The organism is Paenibacillus sp. FSL H8-0282 (assembly GCF_037963825.1).
Classification (GTDB): Bacteria; Bacillota; Bacilli; order Paenibacillales; family Paenibacillaceae; genus Paenibacillus_AQ; species Paenibacillus_AQ odorifer.
Genome location: NZ_CP150146.1, coordinates 1,147,049 through 1,166,496, shown reverse-complemented (window position 1 = coordinate 1,166,496; position 19,448 = coordinate 1,147,049). Strand labels below are relative to the sequence as shown.

Genomic DNA, 19,448 nt, shown 5'->3' with positions numbered 1-19,448 from the left:
CTTTTTTATCCGTAAAAATACCTTCTTTCAGTTAATGATACTTAAGAGCTACGCTAGTGGATGGATTTCTTCTTGAAGCGGCCACCTTTAACATCATGGATGTTACCTATTGCGATGAATGCATCAGAATCCCAATCTTCAACAATGGTTTTAAGCTTAGCTTCTTCCAGACGGGTGATAACTACAAAGATCACTTTCTTGTTCTCACCGGAAAATCCGCCTTCTCCATCTAAATAAGTAACACCACGTCCAAGACGCTCTGTCAGAGCTTCCCCGATATCGCGGAATTTATCACTGATAATCCATACTGATTTCGATTGATCCAGACCCTCAAGGGTGATGTCAATAACCTTAAATGCAATATAATAAGCAATTAGGGAGAACATCGCGTTATTCCAACCGAACACAAATCCAGCTCCGGACAAGATGAACAGGTTGAAGAACATAACTACTTCACCTACAGAGAAGGGAAGCTTCTTGGCTACCAAAATCGCAACAATTTCTGTACCGTCTAGAGATCCCCCGAAACGTACAACTAATCCAACACCTACACCTAGAATGATACCGCCAAACACGGCAGCAAGCATCGGTTCAACTGTAAAGGCCTCTACATGATGCAGCATTGAAGTGCCGATAGACATAAGTAAAATCGCATATAAGGTAGATAAGGCAAATGTCTTACCGATTTGCTTATAACCGATTAACAGGAACGGAAGGTTGAGCAGTGTCAATAATATACCCAGAGGAATGTCAAATAAATGTGATAAAATAATGGAGATACCGGTAATCCCGCCATCAATCATTTGATTAGGTACTAGGAATATCTCAAGTGCAACAGCCATCATGGCGGCCCCTACGGATAACATGATCATACGCTGCGCGAACTTAGCCATTTTATGGGCACCGGTCTTCTGCAGTTTGTTCTGCTCCTCTTTGGTAAACATTTGTGGACTCACATTCATAGAACTCCCCCTACAATTTAACAGTATAGTTTTGAAACATTCGGAAGTATAACTACAATCTATACTTTCTTACATTTCTTCTTATACAATTATTATATCACAAAATATGCTCTAATAATGAATGGAACACGTACTATCCTTCGAAAAATTCAGATTTAGTCCTCTTTCCGGTCATAACAGCGGTGATAACAACTGACATAGCCCTTCACCGAGTTTGACAATTCTCCCTCTCTCCTTAAATTTTACAGGATCAATGAATTCACTGTTCTTTTGATCCTTTTCAAACCCCGCGACTAGCTCTGCTATCGTCTCAGGATGCAGCAAAACCGCTGTCATTTCGAAATTAGAATAGAAGCTGCGCATATCCAGATTCGCACTTCCCACCGTACCCAGCAGATCATCCACAATCATGACTTTAGCATGCATAAATCCTTTGGTGTAGCGATAGAACTTCACGCCTGCATCTTGTAAATTCTCCAGATAAGACAAAGAAGCATGATAAACAAGCTTATTATCAGGCTTCGCCGGAATGATGATTCTAACATCCACTCCACGAAGGACTGCACTCTTCAAAGCACGACAAATCGCAGGATCCGGAATAAAATACGGTGAAGTAATCCAGATCCGTTCCCTAGCAGAGCAAAAAGCGGCAAAATACATCTCCTGAGAAGCATCGATCGCAGCATCCGGTCCACTTCCTACAATCTGCACGGCCTCTTGCTCCTTGCAAGAGTGCTCAGGGAACAAACGAGGATGACTCATACCTTCACCAGAGGCCAGTCTCCAATCCTTCAGGAAGACATACTGAATATAATAAACAGAATCTCCTTCTAAACGCAGATGGGTATCGCGCCAGTAACCCATCTTGGCGTCCTTTCCTAAGTAATCATCACCGATATTCATTCCCCCCGTAAAACCAATCAATCCGTCCACCACTAGGATCTTCCGATGATTGCGGAAATTAAACCGACGATCCAGTAAAGAACTAATCGGAGGTAAAAAAAAGTGGAACTCCACCCCGGCATTTCTCAGGGTTCGAATAAACCTACGGCTTAATCGATGACTGCCCAGTCCATCACAAAGCAAACGCACCTTTACTCCCTGCCGCGCCTTTCGAATCATAACGTCCTGAAACTGTTCTCCGATCTCATCATCACGATAAATATAAAATTGCATGTGGATATGTTCTTTTGCCTCTTCCATGGCTTCCAGCATAGCGTCGTAAGCTTCTCTTGCAGTTGACAGCACTCTGCTTTTGTTATGGCCTGTAATAGGCCCTTCCGAGAGCTTTGCAAGCAAAACCAATAAACCCTCGTTATTCTCAAACTGAGCGTTTCCAGTATCCGACGCTTGTTTTACTACCTTAATCTTACCAGTGACATACGAACGGATTTCCCGGAAGAGTGAAGTACATCTTTTGTTCAATTTTCTATTCTGTCTGTAGTCACGACCTAGAAAATAATAGAATGCCAGACCGAGCGGTGGACAACAGAAGGAAATAAACAACCATGCTATAGCCCTTTGCGGGCGTCGGTACTCCAGAAATACAATCAATGCAATCTGTATGATAAAAAGAATTAGAATTATCGCGAAAATCTTCAATTCTCTACCCCCTCAATTAATAAAAACAGATGCAATAGACTCTCTGCGATGACTCTAGTACAGGTTTTGCCGTAACTCTCCTTCTTTATTCAAACAAACCGTTGTCATGTTCCTGAAAGATATGGAATACATAGAGTAGTAGGACAATTCGGATGAGCCTAATGGAAGAAAAGTCGTTAGCCTCAGGTATCGCAAGCGGCTGCCATAAGCCGCAGAAAGGAGAAGCCATGAAGAGTCAGCCAGATCATAAACGGATTACGCTGCTTGTCGTAAGGGATGCCGGACGTCCAGTCAAACAGCTCCACATTTCCAAACCGCTAGCGTTCGCCTTACCGGCAGCAGCAGCCCTGTCTATCTCCAGTCTGGTCACCTCTATGCATTTCCATGCCTCTCAGTCCATCTCACAGCTAGAAGCCGAGGCAGCCGCACTATCGCTAACCAATCTCCGCATGGAAATGAAGGTCGCCGACAAGGATAAAGATTTAACACAGCTTCGTAGCCAGGTCAGCGAACTTTCGGAAGAGGCAGATAACATTAAAGACAAGCTGAAGAGTGTAAATGCACTGGAACAGGAGCTGCAAGCATTGATTAACAAAAGCAAAGGTGCTGCTGCCGCTACAGACACGAATGAATCTCAACCGGAGAAATCCGCAACAGAAAAATCAAAAGCTGGATCGGCCACTTCAAATTCAACATTAGGTTTATCGAACCGTCTTTCTTCTCCTGTTCCTAAAGAGACTTCCTTTAAGCAGAGTACTGAAGTGAACTCATCTTCCACTTCTCTATCCGCCATAAGTTTCCGCTTTGGGGCCATCACCGCAGCCCTTCCAAAAACACTCACCCCGCAGGTTGGTGGAGAATACATCGCGGTGTATCAGAACGACGCTACGAGCTTGGTGGAAGAAACTAAGGATGACTTTGAGGAGATTCACGGGATGCTTGATGAAATGGTGGAAAGTATCACACAGACGATCACACAGGCAGAGCATGAGAATAACGTACAGGCAAATCTGCAAGCTCAAAAGGCCCGTGCAGAAAAGGCTAAACTTAACGCTGTACCGCTCTGGCCTACCGAGTCCAAAGTCATTTCTTCAAGCTTCGGCTACCGCTCAGATCCATTCAAAGGTTTGTCTGCGTTCCATTCCGGTGTCGATATTGCTGGGAACATCGGTGATCCTGTATATGCTGCCTTAGATGGCGAGGTTATTACTGCGGAACAAATGGGCGCACGCGGAAAATACATCGTGATTAAGCATTCAAATGGATTGGAAACCTGGTACATGCATTTGAACGGAATGATCGTATCTGCGGGAGACAAGGTTAGCAAAGGGCAGAAAATCGGCTTGCTTGGAAGCACTGGCCGAAGCACAGGTCCTCATCTTCATTTTCAGGTTGTGAAGCAGAATAAAACAGTCAACCCTTTGGCGTATGTCAAACCCTAAAGGGTTGCATTTAATTTCAAAATAGGAGGAATTTATAAATGTGGAACAAACGGCAGCAGCGTGTCCCCTTTAAATCTACCGATTCCCTAATTGGGCATGGAGGAACACTGGAGGGTAAGGTGCAATGTGATACAAACCTGCGGATTGAGGGTACCTTTAGCGGTGAGATTATTTGCAGTGGTGTCGTGACTGTAGGAGAAGAAGGAACAGTGCGCTCCAGTATTAAAGCGGAAGAAATCGTGATTGCCGGCAAAGTATACGGGGATGTTACGGCTGATCGCAGACTCATTATGACCGGAACCGGAGAATTGCATGGCAATATTTCAGCAGGAGCACTTAGCATTATGGAAGGCAGCCTCCTGAATGGCTCCATTGCCATGCAAGAACAGCCCACCTCTGAAAAAGCAGGTGAGCCCAAAAGTAATATGAAAAAGGACAAGGCAGCCAAGCGCTCCTCCAAAGCTCAAGGAACACTTGAAGCCGGCTAGACTTATTTCTATGAAGCAACGTCCCTTTTACGGAAGACAATCCAGGAAATGGCCAGGAATAGGATATAGTACACCGCTAATACAGCTATGGAGAAGCCAAGTGTTGAGCCCCCCGGACCCGTATCCGACAATAGGTAACCTCTTAGATCCATATGTGTGAAGATCAAGTATTGGGCCCATTCAAACCGTTCTGGACTAAAAATAACCGTAAAAATACTCTTGGCAAACATAATAAATAAGGATAATCCAATAGCCAGCCCACTTGCGCGGAATACGCTAGATACCATGAAAGCCAGAGCAGCAGTCAGGAAAAGCTCAATGTAACGACATAGGAGATCTAGGAAGGAATATTCCGCTGGACTCCAAGCCGTAATGGATGACATCGTATCTCCCGAAGATGAGGAGAAGATTAACGAAGCACCAAACCCAAAAGCAATCAATACTGCGGTGCTAAGCAAACTGAATAACACCATGGAAATATATTTCGAGAGCAGGATCTTGGAGCGACTCCACGGGCGAATCAGCAGCAGCTTAATGGTTCCCCAGGTAAATTCGCCCGCTACGGAGTCAGAAGCCACTACAACGGTAAAGATTGTATTCAAGAAGAACGCAATACTCACCGTCATCTGAAAGTTGTCCCAAAGCCCCATAAGCGATGAATCGCCTTCGCTTGTGAAATAAATAAGCGCAGGAAGCAGCACGCTCATCACTGCAAGAATAAGCAGCATAATCCATGTGCGGACACGGCTGTATATTTTGATATTCTCATTATGTATGAGAGCTGTAAACTCACCCAATTCCTTCACCTCCTGTAACCTCTAAGAATTGATCCTCCAGCGTACGGGCAAGGGTTCTGATGTTATACACCTTAATCCCACCTGCCACTAGCTTGGCATTTAATTCTGCAATCTCCTCACGCTCTGCCTCAAGCACAAGTCCCCCACTCTTAAATACTCCACGTCCAATGAGGGCTAACGCAGCCTCAGCATTATCAACCTCGAACAAGGTTTCTCCCAGAGGCATTACAGTATTGCCTACCCCTTTCAGCTGCTTCACATCCACCAGTCGTCCATTTTGGATAATCGCAACGCTGTCACACATGAGCTCCATCTCGGAAAGTAAATGACTGGAGACGAATACAGTTGTTCCTTCTTCCTGACATAAACGGCGTAAATAGTCTCGGAGCTCGCGTATCCCTTGTGGGTCCAGCCCGTTGGTTGGCTCATCTAGAATCAGCAGCTTGGGTCTGTGCAGCAGTGCTTGAGCCACTCCCAGCCTCTGACGCATACCTAGCGAATAGGTCTTAACTTTGTCATGAATTCTTTGACCTAGTCCGACTAGCTCGACAACCTCATCTATCCGTTGCTTTGTTACCCCTGGCACCATCCGTGCATATTGGCGCAGATTCTGATAACCGGTGAGGAACTTGTACATCTCTGGATTTTCTACAATGGCCCCTATATTTGCGATAGCCTCTTCAAAATGGTTTTTAATACTACGGCCACAGATCAAGATGTCTCCACGACTAATGGAAATCAATCCTACCATCATCCGTATTGTAGTAGTCTTACCTGCTCCGTTCGGTCCCAAAAAACCGAAGATTTGTCCAGGCGGGATGTCCAGCGTTAAATCGCTCACCAGCGTTTTCGAGCCGATTTTTTTGGTGACTCCCTGCAGGCGGGCAACAGGCTCCATCAATATTTCTGTATTCGACATAGTCTCACTTCCTTTCATCTATAACCTAGTTTACCACATATACCCTTTTTTTCGAAAATCACTAGAGGATAAGAGTCTGCCAGCTAAAAAAGGAACCTGACTTCTCCGGTATTAGGAAGAGTCAGGTCCCCTTATTCATTTAGTTCCTATTTCATTCAAGTACAACAGTTTAACCGCCAACACGGGCAAGCTCGCGCATATTTGCTTCAAATGCAGCCATCAACGCAGCTTCTCCGGTCAATCCGGTTTGTTCTACCTTGCGAATTTGCTCCATCATCCGTTTGTAATCCTTCGGAATGACACGAACGAAGTTCGGCAAGCTATCTGCCCACTGATTCAGTACTCGTGCGCCAGCCGCACTACCTGTAAGCTCGGTATGGCGGATAATCAGCTCACGCAGCTCTTCGATCTCCTCAGACTCTTCCACTCTCTCGAGCAGTACCATTTCGAGATTGCAGCGGCCGATGAAGGTTCTATCTGGGTCGTAGACATAAGCGATACCGCCTGACATCCCTGCCGCAAAGTTACGGCCAGTTTCACCAAGGACAACCACTCGGCCTCCAGTCATGTATTCACAGCCGTGGTCACCCACGCCTTCTACAACAACCTTCGCTCCGGAGTTACGGACGGCAAAACGTTCACCAGCGATACCGTTAATATAAGCTTCTCCACCTGTTGCACCGTAGAATGCAGTATTTCCGATAATGATATTGTCCTCAGCAGCAAAGGTAGCTTTCGGAGATGGCTTGATAATAATCTTACCACCCGACAATCCTTTACCTACATAGTCATTGGAATCTCCTTCCACCGTAAGCGTGATTCCCTTAGGCACGAATGCACCCAAGCTTTGACCAGCAGAACCGGTGAAATGAAGCCGAATCGTATCATCCGGCAAACCTGCGGCCCCATACTTGCGGGTCAGCTCGCTGCCAAGGATAGTTCCGACGGCACGATTAACGTTCGTGATTGGCAGTGATGTCTCAACAGCCGTACCTGATTCCAGTGCAGGTGCTGCCAGGTCGAGCAGCTGCGAAACATCCAGTGTCTCTTCCAGACCATGATTCTGGTATTTACTGCGGAAGCGTGTGCTTCCTTCCGGTAATTCCGGTGTATGCAGCAGGCTGCTCAAATCTATGCCTTTCTTCTTCCAATGCTTCGACGCCTGAGTTGCGTCTAGACAATCGGTACGGCCTACCATCTCTTCAATTGTACGGAAGCCGAGACTTGCCATAATTTCACGTAGATCCTGTGCCACGAAGGTCATAAAGTTAACTACATGCTGCGGATCACCGGTAAAGTTCTTACGAAGATCCGGATTCTGTGTAGCTACACCAACCGGACAAGTATCCATTTGGCAGACACGCATCATAATACAGCCAACAGATACTAGCGGAGCAGTGGCAAAACCATACTCTTCGGCCCCAAGCAATACAGCTACAGCCAAATCGCGGCCACTCAGCATTTTACCATCTGTTTCCAGAACTACACGGTCACGCAGATTGTTGAGCATCAATGTCTGATGGGTTTCAGCCAAGCCAAGCTCCCACGGAAGACCCGCATGACGAATGGAGTTCATCGGCGATGCCCCTGTACCTCCATCATAGCCACTAACCAAGATAATATCAGCGCGCCCTTTGGCTACACCCGCAGCAATCGTACCCACTCCAACTTCCGATACGAGCTTAACATTAATGTTTGCACGTGGATTTGCATTTTTCAGATCATAGATCAGCTCTGCCAAATCCTCGATAGAGTAAATATCATGATGCGGTGGAGGTGAGATCAGACCGACACCTGCTGTTGAGCCACGTACTTCAGCGACCCAAGGATAAACTTTACGTCCCGGAAGCTGTCCACCTTCCCCTGGTTTAGCGCCCTGAGCCATTTTAATCTGGATCTCATCAGCGTTAACTAGGTAGTTCGAGGTAACACCAAAACGTCCAGAAGCTACTTGTTTAATCGCACTGCGACGTGAATCACCATTGCTATCCGGAATATAGCGGGCTGGATCTTCGCCGCCTTCACCTGTATTACTCTTGCCACCGATCCGGTTCATCGCAATGGCCAATGTCTCATGTGCTTCCTTACTAATGGAACCAAAGGACATTGCACCCGTCTTAAAACGTTTCATAATGGACGATGCAGATTCTACTTCTTCCAGTGGAATCGGTTCATAGGCTGACTTGAATTGCAACAAGGAACGAAGCGTCAATTGCTTCTCGCTTTCTCCTTGAACAAGGGCAGCATATTTCTTGTACATATCATAATTCCCGCTACGCACAGAGTGCTGAAGCAGATGAATCGTCTGTGGATTGAATAGATGCTCTTCCCCATCATTACGCCATTGATAATCGCCACCGGAGTCAAGCACCTTATCATTTCCGTCTTTTTCTGTAAAAGCACGGTTATGATGGATAAGCGCCTCAGTTGCCACTTCCTCCAGGCCAATCCCCCCAATGCGGGAAGGTGTCCAAGTAAAGTAACGATCCACGAACTCAGAGTTCAGACCCACAGCTTCAAAAATCTGCGCACCGCGGTAAGATTGAATCGTCGAAATTCCCATTTTGGAAAGAATCTTAACTACGCTCTTAGTCGCAGCTTTAATATAGTTCTTCACTGCTTTTTCATGCGAGATTCCCCGCAATAAGCCTTGGCCGATCATGTCATCCAAGCTTTCAAAAGCCAGATAAGGATTTACTGCACTCACACCATAACCGAGCAGCAGCGCATAATGATGGACTTCACGTGGTTCACCGGATTCCAGCAAAATACTAACTTTCGTCCGTGTTCCTTGGCGGATCAAATGGTGATGCAGACTCGATACCGCAAGCAGAGCTGGAATCGCAGCATTCTCACTGTCCACACCGCGGTCAGTCAGAATCAGAATGTTATGCCCTTTAGCCATAACACGGTCAGCAGCCTCGTTCATGCGCTCAAGCGCGATGCGTAATCCTTCTGCCCCAAGCTCAGCCGGGAAAAGAATTGGAATAGACATCGATTTGAAGCCTGCACGGCGAACATGGCGAATCTTAGCAAAATCTTCGTTCGAAAGAATTGGCGTTTGCAGCGAGATCTGGCGACAGCTTTCCGGTTCCGGTTTAAGCAAATTACGCTCTGGTCCAATCGTAGTCTTTGTAGATGTAACCAGCTCTTCACGAATGGCATCGATGGGTGGATTCGTTACCTGAGCAAACATTTGTTTGAAATAGTTATAGAGACGTTGCGGGCGGTCCGAAAATACGGCGAGCGGAGCATCATAACCCATGGAACCGACAGCCTCAGCACCAGTAGATGCCATTGGCTCAAGCACCTTACGCAAGTCTTCAAAAGTATAGCCGAAAGCCTGCTGTAGCTGTTGTACATTGTCATGCTTAGGATTTGGCAGTTCAGGTGCATCCGGAAGCTCATCAAGACTGATCAAATGCTCATCCAGCCACTGGCGATAAGGCTTCTCAGAGGCGATAGCCGATTTAACTTCCTCATCGGAGATAATGCGGCCTTCCTTCGTATCCACGAGCAGCATGCGTCCAGGCTTCAGGCGGTCTTTATATAGGATGTCCTCTGCTGGAATGTCCAGTACACCGGCTTCTGAGGATAAAATAATCATATCGTCTTTCGTTACATAATAACGAGCAGGACGCAGGCCGTTACGGTCCAGAATAGCGCCGATTTGTATCCCATCGGTAAAGCCCATTGCAGCAGGCCCGTCCCATGGCTCCATTAGAGTACTGTGATATTCATAAAATGCTTTTTTATCAGCATCCATACTATCATGATTGCTCCATGGTTCAGGAACCATCATCATGGCTACCTGTGGCAGGGAGCGTCCGCTCAAATAGAGAAACTCAAAGGTGTTATCGAACATTGCAGTGTCCGATCCATCCGGGTTAATAACAGGCTTGATCTTATTCAGATCTTCACCAAACACTTCGCTCTTAAACAATGACTGGCGCGCATGCATCCAGTTCACATTACCACGCAAGGTGTTGATCTCACCGTTGTGGATCATAAAGCGGTAGGGATGCGCACGTTCCCAGCTTGGGAAGGTGTTCGTGCTGAAACGGGAGTGAACTAACGCGATCGCTGATTCCAGCTCTTCGTTCTGCAAATCAAGGTAGAATTGTCCGACTTGTTCTGTAGTCAGCATGCCTTTGTATACAATCTTACGGCACGACAAGCTTGGAATATAGAAGGATTCATCCTCTTCTGCACCACCGTAACGAATGGCAAGCTCTGCACGTTTGCGGATTACATAAAGCTTACGTTCAAAAGACAACTCATTCGTGACTGAAGCCGAGCGGCCGATAAATACTTGACGCACAAAAGGCTTAGCAGCTTTCGCTGTCTTGCCAAGCATTTCATCATAGGTAGGCACATCACGATAGCCGAGTACTATTTGACCTTCTTCAGCAATAATATTGCTTAAGAGAGCTTCATGCTGCGCCCGAACTTCTTCGTTATGAGATAAAAAAATCATGCCCACGCCATAATGGCCTTGTTCCGGCAAAGCAAAGCCTAGCTTCTGAGCTTCGCTTGCAAAGAAACGGTGCGGAATTTGAAGCATGATACCTGCTCCGTCACCAGAATTGGGTTCGCTACCTTGGCCTCCCCGATGCTCCATATTAAAGAGCATTGTCAAAGCATTACTTACGATATTGTGAGACGGTGTGCCTTTAATATGAGCTACAAATCCCATGCCGCAAGCATCTTTTTCGAACTGGGGATCATACAGGCCCTGTTTTACGGGCAGTTCAGTGTGTTTCATCGAACGCAACCTTTCTATTATAAAGTATGCAATGTCTTAGGAAAATTTTTCACATGAAAATCTTAATAATTATTCAATCCAGATTAGTGCTATTATTTTATCACCGAGGTATCATCAGCGCAATTTAAACTTTTTTATGATGCTGATTAACAATTGTTTTTGCATCACAGCTTTAGCGAGTAAAAGTTTAAAAAAACTTCATGTTGCATAATTATGCATAAATAACGCATAAGTGCATATGCAATGAAAGCGTTGCAAGATTTTTCACTCCTTCTAATATGTTTGCAAGAAAAAGGGTTTTTATGATTTTAAATCAAAAAAAGCGTCTCCCGGAGGAGACGCTTTTTTATACTTTTTTTTCAAAAAATTTATCAGTTTATACAGTCAAAACTTGTTCACTATTCACTCCAACTTCATTCTCACGGCTACGAGTCATGAAGTAAGCGAAGGTAAGAGCAAGGAATCCAAGACCAAAGATTGCCAGGATACCTACATCTCCCCACATTGCACTGAAGTCACCTGTAGAAATTACTGCTTTGAGACCACTAACTGTGTAAGTCATTGGAAGCAGTGGATTAAAGAATTTCATCCAGTTAGGAATCAATTCAAGTGGGAATGTTCCGGCACTAGTTGTTAATTGGAAGATAAGAATAACGATAACAACGAAACGTCCCGGTTGATCCATCCAAGTAACAATCGCTTGAACTACCCATGTGTAAACTAAGCTTGTTAAAAATGTAAATACGAAGAATAGCGGTTTACTTTGTACTTCCAGTCCAAGTCCGTACAATACAACCACAGCAGCCAGCATAGACTGGATAAAGCTCATCATTGTGAAGGTAAGCGTACGGCTGATGAAACGGTTCATACGGCTAGCACCAAGGACAGCCGAATCACGCATTGGAATAACAATTGTTGAAATCAAAGCACCTACAAATAATCCAAGGGATAGGAAGTAAGGAGCAAAACCTGTACCATAATTCGGAACATGATTCACAACTTTATCCTCAACCACAACTGGTTGTGCGAACATTTCCATCATTGCATCTGTTTTGTTCACACTGCCTGTTTTTTCAGCAGCATCGCCAAGCTTAGTTGCCAGTTCTGTTGATCCAGATTTTAGATCATCCATACCATCTTTCAGCTCGCCTGCGCCATCAGCCAGTTTTTTCGAACCATCTGCAACCGCACTGATACCGGAACCTAGTTCGCCTACACCGCTAAGCAGTTTTGAGGTACCATCACCAAGTGCTTTACCGCCTTCAGCCAGCTTGCTGCCTCCAGCTGCAGCTTCTTTAAGCTTCGCACCAAATTGTTGCATTCCTGCATTCAGCTTATCGCCACCAGTTACAAGTGCAGATGCGCCTTGTGCCAGTTTTTGTTGTCCTGTCAACAGCTGTGTGCTACCAGCATTTAATTGCTTTGCTCCATCATGCAACTGAGTTACACCAGCAGCTACCTGCTGTGAACCCGAGTGCAGTTGAGTTGCACCTTGTGCCAGTTGCTCTTGCCCACTGTGGAGTGCAGTAGCACCCTGTGCCAGCTGCTCTTGGCTTTGTTGCAGTTGCTCACTGCCTTGTGCCACGGCTGCACTAGCTGCCAGCAGCTTCTGTACCGCTGGATTTTGTGCCAGCTCAGGACTAGCCTGTGCCAATTGCTCCAATCCTTGAGCTACCGCTTTAGCACCCTCAGTTACCTTCGTGCTGCCTGCGGCGGAAGCTTGCAAACCCGCTTCCAGTTTCGCGCTGCCATCTACGGAAGAAGTTAAGCCCGCTTCCAGCTTCGCGCTGCCATCAACTAAAGATTGTGTTCCTGCTTGTAGTTTAGAAGTACCATCCACAGCAGACTGTGTTCCCGCCTGAAGCTGTGTAGCACCTGTTACAGCTTGTTTCAAGCCGTCACTAAGCTGTTTACTGCCGGCAGAACTTTGTGCAACACCGTCTTGAAGTTGCGTATGTGCAGTAGACAATTGTTGCAATCCGCTTGCCAACGTGGTTGATCCTGTTTTAAGCGCCGTAGCACCTGCATTCAAATCAGTCACACCTTGTGTAAGGGGTTCTACACCATTTTGAAGTTTACCTGTACCATCTGTCAGTACAAGTAGATTATCTTTCAGCTTCAAGGCTCCGTCATCTAGCTTACCAGCGCCATCAGCGATCTTGGAAGCACCATCTCCGGCTTCGCCCAATCCATCAGATACTTCTGTAATCTGATTGAATACAGACTCAACATAAGCTTCTGTTACTTTAGCAGATACTTTATTTTTAATTTCTGCTACAGCCGTACCACCGATCTGACCAGCCAAGAAGTTATAACCTTCATTTGGCTCATAAATAATTTTTGCCGGCTGTGGTTCATCATCCATAAGAGTAGTAGCTTTAGCAGAAAAGTCTTCCGGAACAATGATCGACATATAATAAGTATTGTCCTTCATTCCTGCTTCCGCTTCTTCAAGGGAAACGAAGTTCCACTGGAAGCCGTCGGTTACCTTCAACTCTTCTATAAGATCATTACCGGCTTGTAGTTGCTTGCCTTCATAATTAGCGCCGACATCCTGGTTGACCACAGCAACCGGAAGTTCATTCATCTTGCCATACGGATCCCAGAATGCCTTCAGGAAGAATCCGCTGTACATCACCGGAATAAATAGGATAGCAATCATCGGAATCAGCACCTTCGGATTTCTAAGGGCTGCTCCAAGATCCTTGGTAAATACGGATAATGATTTCATTCTGGTTCTCTCCTTATGAGCTTATGCTCTCTTTAAAATGCTTTGTTTGCGAAATATTACGTAACACTAAGTGACTGTTTTCCCCATTCGGTCAATTCAGGGTATAAAAAAATGCCTTGCGGCTCTTCTTCAATGCCTAATCATCTTGAGAATTGTTAAGGGAAAGCGAATCGAGTGATGCTGAGAACGCCATCCCTATCCTGAATCAACCCTTACTGTGCCAATCCTTCGGCGAGAAACAAATGAAAATACATCTTGATCTGTTCCTTGTCCAAGGGAGTATGTGTTTTATTCAGTTCAGCAGTCAATACAATATATAATCTGAACATGACTACCGAGACGATTTTGGGATCGCAAGGTTTGATTTCTCCCTGTTGGAGCGCTTGTTGCACCTCCCGTTCTAAATATTCTAAAACTACGTTCTCGATCTTCTCGAGTCCTTCTCCAGCCTGCGGCGTACCGAATTCGCGATTCTCCTGGGAAAGTTTTATGAATAGCTCCTGCTCACTTCGAAACTCAAGCAGAGCATCCAGCACACGATGCAAGTTATCAAAGAAAGGTCTGTCTCGCCTGATCTCCCGTTCAGCTATCGTCTTCATTTCCATCATCATATCGCGCAGGATCTCGTCAAACAATTGCTCTTTGTTTGTAAAAAAGGTGTAGATGGTTCCCTTACCGACATTTGCAATCTTAGCAACCTGATCCATTGTAGTTGCCTTATAGCCAAATAATGAAAAAGATTTCGCTGCGGCCTGAAGCACCTGCTGTCTTCGATCCACCACTGCCACCTGTGCACACTTCCTTTCTCCAGAAAATATCGTTCCCGCTGACTTCTGACCACTTTACTAATCCGGTCAATTGGTCATTCACTACTTTATCATGTTGTTTTCTAGTTTGCAATACTTTGGGCGAACCTTTTATTTTTTTATTTATTGCAGGGTTTTAACTTTCTATTTACGTCTTACTTGTATAATGTGAGTATAGTATAGATTTCCTAGTATAATTAGAAGAAGGAAAGCATTTCTATAGAAAAGGAAAGTAGCAGGTGAACTTATGCGAAAGAAAAGAGTACTGCTGTTTTCGGAAGGCTTCGGTACGGGCCACACAGGAGCAGCCTATGCTCTGGCCGAAGGAATAAAGCTGCTGAATCCGGATGTCCAGTGCCGAGTCATCGAGCTGGGGAAATTTCTTAACCCGACGGTCGCCCCTTGGATTCTTTCCGCTTACCGCAAAACAGTTAGCAGCCAGCCTAAGCTGGTCGGCATGATGTATAAGACACAATATCATAAATCATTGAACCCGTTGACTAAAATGGCGCTTCACCGGATTTTTTATACACATGCTTCACAGGTGATCGAACAGCTAAAGCCTGATTTGATTATCTGCACTCATCCCATTCCGGCTGCGGTCATTTCCAGACTAAAGCGTCGTGGATTAAATGTGCCTCTGTATACATTAATTACAGATTATGATGCACATGGGAGCTGGGTAAATTCCGAGGTCAATCGTTATCTCGTATCTACCCCACGCGTCAAATCCATTCTGACAGGCCGTGGGATCGCTCCAGAGCTAGTAACCGTCACTGGCATCCCAGTGCATCCAAAGTTCTGGGAACGCTCCAACAAGACGCTGCTGCGCAAGGAACTGGGATTGGCTGATATCCCAACCGTACTCATTATGGGTGGAGGCTGGGGGTTAATGTTCGGCAAAGAGATTATGCATTCCCTCACCGCCAGAATGGATGATATTCAGCTCGTGTTCTGTATGGGCAGCAATGAGAAGCTAATCGCCAAAATGAAGTCCAATCCACTGCTTAATCATCCCAATGTTAAAATTCTGGGATATAGCAGTGAAATCAATAAATTGATGGATGCCTCAGACCTGCTGATCACGAAGCCTGGAGGGATGACCTGCACAGAAGGTCAGGCTAAAGGAATTCCGATGCTTTTCTATAAAGCTATTCCAGGTCAGGAAGAGAAAAACTGCCAATATTTCGTAGAGCTTGGGCTGGCAGAGGTGCTCGACTCGGAAGTAGTGAACAAATGGTTCACTATGATGCTTCGTGAATATTCAGTTCTGGAAGAGCAACGCAGACGACGTCTCGCTCCAGATAAACATCAACCGCAAAGCTGTGCGACTACTGTTCTGAAGATGTTAGGTAACCCCGTAAGCGAGGCAACCGAAATCAGAGGCTCTAGAGCGCAAGCACGTAATGAAGAACCTGTATGTATTACACCTTAAAGAATAAGCAGGTAGTCAGGGAATTTCCCCCGGCTACCTGCTTTTTTTAATATAAATCGGATTGGTTTAAATTTCTACACTCTCACCAGCTTTAAGCGGGAAACCTTCTACTCCCTCTTGGTGCAGGCGATCGCAGAAATCAGCACCATCCTGAGCAATATCCGGAAATGTATTGTAATGTAGCGGGATCACCTTATCCGCCCGCAGCCAGCGTGCGGCCAGCAAGGCGTCATCTGGTCCCATGGTTAGCATATCGCCTATAGGCAGAGCTGCCAGGGCAATCGCATTCCTTTCTCCAATGAGGCGCAGATCGCTGAATAGCGCGGTATCCCCCGCATGGAAAATCGTCTTGCCCTCAATCGTCAACAAAATCCCCGCGGGTTGTCCAGCATAAATCCAAGAGTCGCCCTCCTGAATGGATGAGGAATGAAATGCCTGCGTAAATTTCACAGTCATCCCGGCATAGGTATGACTACCACCTATATTCATGTGCTTTACCTGTGCACCCTTCATCCGGCAATATTCGGCAAGCTCAAACACCGCAAAGATCGGACAATCATTCTGTTTGGCAATTTCGACAGCATCTCCAAAATGGTCAGAGTGGCCGTGAGTAAGCAGAACGGCATCAACGGAAATATCGGCAGGTGAAATACCGGAGTTCGGATTGCCTGACAAAAAAGGGTCAATAATAACCTTCACGTTCCCCGTCTCTACCAGCAGAGCTGAATGTCCATAATAAGTGATTTTCATGGTTATCTTCCACCTCCAGATTCATATAGTTTAGTTTACCCTATATAGCGCTGAGGTTCACAGATCCACCAAATTTATTTATAAAAAGTATGATTGCCAATGGTTTTAACATAAGTCTGTGTATGATGTACGGTCAGATCCTGTGCAAGTTTTAGCGACAAGAAAAAGTAAGTATTATCGGGAACTTCCTTTACTCCGGAGAGTGCAGCATTCACCGCTTTAATACTATCATCGTTAGGCTTCACACGGTTAAGACGCCCGTTAGCTACAGGGCTGAACTGGCTCTTCTGATAAATAACCTTATATATCGTGTCGGGGAAATTGGCTGACCGCAGCCTATTCAGAACAACGTTGGCAACTGCCACCTTGCCCTTGTACGGTTCACCTTCCGCCTCTGCCATTACAATTTTTTGTAGCAGAAGCAGTTCTTCTTCGGATACAGCGTAGCGCCGGGTTGCTTTACTTTGCTGCTCCTGGCTTAATAGCTCTGTCCGAGAGAAGTACAATGTTGTGAGGGGATGTTTCTGAGAAGCCGAGACTGTCTTCGCTGTCGCCTGACTACTCTTTGTTGCTGTTTCCGCCAATTGCGACGCTTTTTGCGCAGCTGGCTTGGATTGTACTACATCAGCCTTCACCCGAATAATGGAAACGTTCGATGTGTTTTTTGTGTTTTTTTGTTTTAATTTTTTTACACTAAGCCATTCCACACCCTTCGCCGGTTTCCAAGCGGAACTTAAAAGACTGAATGTGTTATTAAGCTTATTGGCTTGTGTAACTTCAGTAATGCCCCTCGTAATGCTACTCGTTATACTAGACTTCGATTCATCTTGCAAAAGAGAAAGTACGGATGCACGGCTAGTGGATTGCAACTTATCCATCTGCACCCTGTCCACCTTCCCTTCCGCAACTTGTTCGGGTTGCAATAAGCTTATGGCAGAGAAACACACTAGTATAACGCCAACGAGCAACGCAATATAGCGGTTTTGTTTAAAAATTAACATGATATTCCTCCTATTTCACGGCACATTCCTATTGTATGTAACCGAAAACGGAAGCTTTGAAAACTTTATTATCGATTTTAAACTGTAAACTTTTCAATAATTTCATACATAGGAATGGCATACATTCTGGTAGCATACAACACAAAACTATCAATCGTCCAGTCTCTCTGATAGTTTTTTAGGTTCCAATCATCATCCAATTTCAGTAAATTTTCCAGCAATTTATCATCATATGAATTTTTTCCCCGGTACTTTCGAGCCACAGTAAGATGCGGTTTATAGGCCCTGGATTCGCCTGAAAAACCTAGTGGAAACGTCGCTGAATGCACTCTGGCAGCTAATTGATTTAATGCCTCTATTTCGCCGGAAACCCCTATCCACAGGACTCTTGGGGAAGCTGGAAGACCAAATGTGTCCCATTTGTCCAAAGAGAGATTGAAGGGTCTGCCTTGCCCCGCAGTCTTCCTCAAGGATTTCACTAAATCTGGAATTTTGGCCTTTGGGGTATCTCCTAAAAATTGCAGGGTAATATGATAATCTTGCGGATTTGTCCATTTAGCAAAATCAAAATTTTCAGATAGCTTTGAACATGCCTGCGCCACTATTTCTTGCAGCTCAGAAGGTAATTTCACAGCTAAAAAAAGCCGTTCTGATTCGTTCTCTGATGCTTTAGCATCCATGGTCAATTTCACCTTCTCCAATAGATTTGGTATTCTTAACCTATAACATGATCCATATCCATTAAACCACAAAGTAGGAGGAACACATCATGACTAAGTCTATAGTATGTCTACAACCACTTACATCTCAGCAGCAGGAAAGGATCAAAGCGGCTGCCCCAGGCTATACATTTACACAAGGAGACGCAAAAAATCCGGATTTGCAGCTGCTTGCAGAAGCAGAAATTGTAATTGGCTGGGCAAAAGGTATTTCGGATACACTCCTTCGCCCCGAGTCCTCCCTTCGCTGGGTTCAGTCCTGGTCTGCTGGTATTGAGAAGCTTCCCCTCGATCGTCTTAAACAACAAGGAATCCTGCTCACCAGTGGGAGCGGAGTTCATGCCGAACCTATTTCTGCGGTAATCTTCGGGTTCATACTTCTCTTCACCCGTAATTTGCATACAGCTGTACGCAATCAGCAGAACCGTATTTGGAAATCTGATGGCAGTGAAAGCGAGCTGTTCGGTAAAACAGCCGTAATAGCTGGAACTGGAGCGATCGGCAGTGAAACCGCCAGAATTGCTAAAGCCTTCCGGATGAAGACTATCGGTGTCAGCCGTTCCGGTAAGCCAGTCGCAGACTTTGATCAAATCTATACAACAGATCGTTTATCCGAAGCTGTAAGTCAAGGCGATTTCATCATCAATACCCTTCCTATTACCGATGAGACCAAGCATTTATTTAATGCCACCAGCTTCTCCGCGTTTAAAGAAGGCTCCTATTACATTAACATTGGCCGGGGCGCAACTACCGATACAGAGGCGCTGATCGACGCATTGAATCGCGGACAACTCCGTGGTGCTGGGTTGGATGTTTTTGAGACCGAACCCCTTCCGCAGGATCATCCGCTTTGGTCTATGGAGCAGGTTATTATCACTCCACACTCCGCTGGAATTACAGATCAATACGCTGACCGGATCGTTAATATTTTTACCGAAAATGTGAAGTCTTACTTATCATCAGGCACACCTTCTCTAAATCTTGTTGATTATGACCGGCAATATTAATAATAAGCTTTACAAAACAAGAAC

At 45.4% G+C, this 19,448-nt stretch carries 14 protein-coding genes; 4 read left to right on the top strand and 10 right to left on the bottom strand.

Annotated features, from left to right (window positions below; genetic code table 11):
- Window positions 1-53 precede the first annotated feature (53 nt).
- Window positions 54-893, bottom strand: a complete 840-nt coding sequence (locus tag NST94_RS04960; RefSeq protein WP_248547977.1) for a YitT family protein — start codon at window positions 891-893, stop codon at window positions 54-56.
- 240 nt (window positions 894-1,133) lie between these two features.
- Window positions 1,134-2,564: a cardiolipin synthase gene (cls, locus tag NST94_RS04955; protein WP_076129238.1), complete on the bottom strand. Its 1,431-nt coding sequence runs from the start codon at window positions 2,562-2,564 to the stop codon at window positions 1,134-1,136.
- Window positions 2,565-2,716: 152 nt separating this feature from the next.
- Here cls and NST94_RS04950 point away from each other — a divergent pair, with 152 nt between their 5' ends.
- Both NST94_RS04950 and NST94_RS04945 read left to right on the top strand, forming a co-directional pair.
- A complete protein-coding gene (locus NST94_RS04950; protein ID WP_081386428.1) occupies window positions 2,717-4,006 on the top strand; it encodes a peptidoglycan DD-metalloendopeptidase family protein in 1,290 nt (429 codons plus the stop codon).
- Window positions 4,007-4,044: 38 nt separating this feature from the next.
- Window positions 4,045-4,494: a polymer-forming cytoskeletal protein gene (locus NST94_RS04945; protein WP_038568928.1), complete on the top strand. Its 450-nt coding sequence runs from the start codon at window positions 4,045-4,047 to the stop codon at window positions 4,492-4,494.
- 8 nt (window positions 4,495-4,502) lie between these two features.
- On the opposite strand, the gene NST94_RS04940 is transcribed toward NST94_RS04945, so the two are convergent.
- The 5 genes from NST94_RS04940 to NST94_RS04920 form a co-directional block, all read right to left on the bottom strand.
- Window positions 4,503-5,291: an ABC transporter permease gene (locus tag NST94_RS04940; RefSeq protein WP_076185050.1), complete on the bottom strand. Its 789-nt coding sequence runs from the start codon at window positions 5,289-5,291 to the stop codon at window positions 4,503-4,505.
- A complete protein-coding gene (locus NST94_RS04935; protein WP_232061156.1) occupies window positions 5,284-6,210 on the bottom strand; it encodes an ABC transporter ATP-binding protein in 927 nt (308 codons plus the stop codon). Before NST94_RS04935 ends, NST94_RS04940 begins: the two co-directional genes overlap by 8 nt.
- Before the next feature lie 169 nt (window positions 6,211-6,379).
- The gene (gene gltB / locus NST94_RS04930) at window positions 6,380-10,975 is read right to left on the bottom strand and encodes a glutamate synthase large subunit (protein ID WP_339281737.1); all 4,596 of its coding nucleotides are present in this window, start codon (window positions 10,973-10,975) and stop codon (window positions 6,380-6,382) included.
- 376 nt (window positions 10,976-11,351) lie between these two features.
- Window positions 11,352-13,706, bottom strand: a complete 2,355-nt coding sequence (locus tag NST94_RS04925; protein WP_339281736.1) for a YhgE/Pip domain-containing protein — start codon at window positions 13,704-13,706, stop codon at window positions 11,352-11,354.
- A 212-nt stretch (window positions 13,707-13,918) separates the two neighbouring features.
- Entirely contained in the window at window positions 13,919-14,494 is a 576-nt protein-coding gene (locus NST94_RS04920; protein WP_076129243.1) for a TetR/AcrR family transcriptional regulator, read from the bottom strand.
- Between the two features lie 265 nt (window positions 14,495-14,759).
- Here NST94_RS04920 and NST94_RS04915 point away from each other — a divergent pair, with 265 nt between their 5' ends.
- Window positions 14,760-15,947: a glycosyltransferase gene (locus NST94_RS04915; RefSeq protein WP_076129244.1), complete on the top strand. Its 1,188-nt coding sequence runs from the start codon at window positions 14,760-14,762 to the stop codon at window positions 15,945-15,947.
- 66 nt (window positions 15,948-16,013) lie between these two features.
- Here the strand turns inward: NST94_RS04915 and NST94_RS04910 are convergent, their stop codons facing one another.
- From NST94_RS04910 to thpR, 3 genes are all read right to left on the bottom strand, one after another.
- Window positions 16,014-16,697: a metal-dependent hydrolase gene (locus tag NST94_RS04910; RefSeq protein WP_076304996.1), complete on the bottom strand. Its 684-nt coding sequence runs from the start codon at window positions 16,695-16,697 to the stop codon at window positions 16,014-16,016.
- Between the two features lie 74 nt (window positions 16,698-16,771).
- Window positions 16,772-17,698, bottom strand: coding sequence for a cell wall hydrolase (locus NST94_RS04905; RefSeq protein WP_076185046.1), 927 nt, complete (start codon window positions 17,696-17,698; stop codon window positions 16,772-16,774).
- Between the two features lie 77 nt (window positions 17,699-17,775).
- Complete coding sequence (gene thpR / locus NST94_RS04900; RefSeq protein WP_076194205.1) at window positions 17,776-18,378, bottom strand: RNA 2',3'-cyclic phosphodiesterase; 603 nt, start codon at window positions 18,376-18,378, stop codon at window positions 17,776-17,778.
- 89 nt (window positions 18,379-18,467) lie between these two features.
- Here thpR and NST94_RS04895 point away from each other — a divergent pair, with 89 nt between their 5' ends.
- Window positions 18,468-19,424 (top strand): D-2-hydroxyacid dehydrogenase, encoded by a 957-nt coding sequence (locus NST94_RS04895; protein ID WP_076129248.1) that lies wholly within the window; start codon window positions 18,468-18,470, stop codon window positions 19,422-19,424.
- Window positions 19,425-19,448 lie beyond the last annotated feature (24 nt).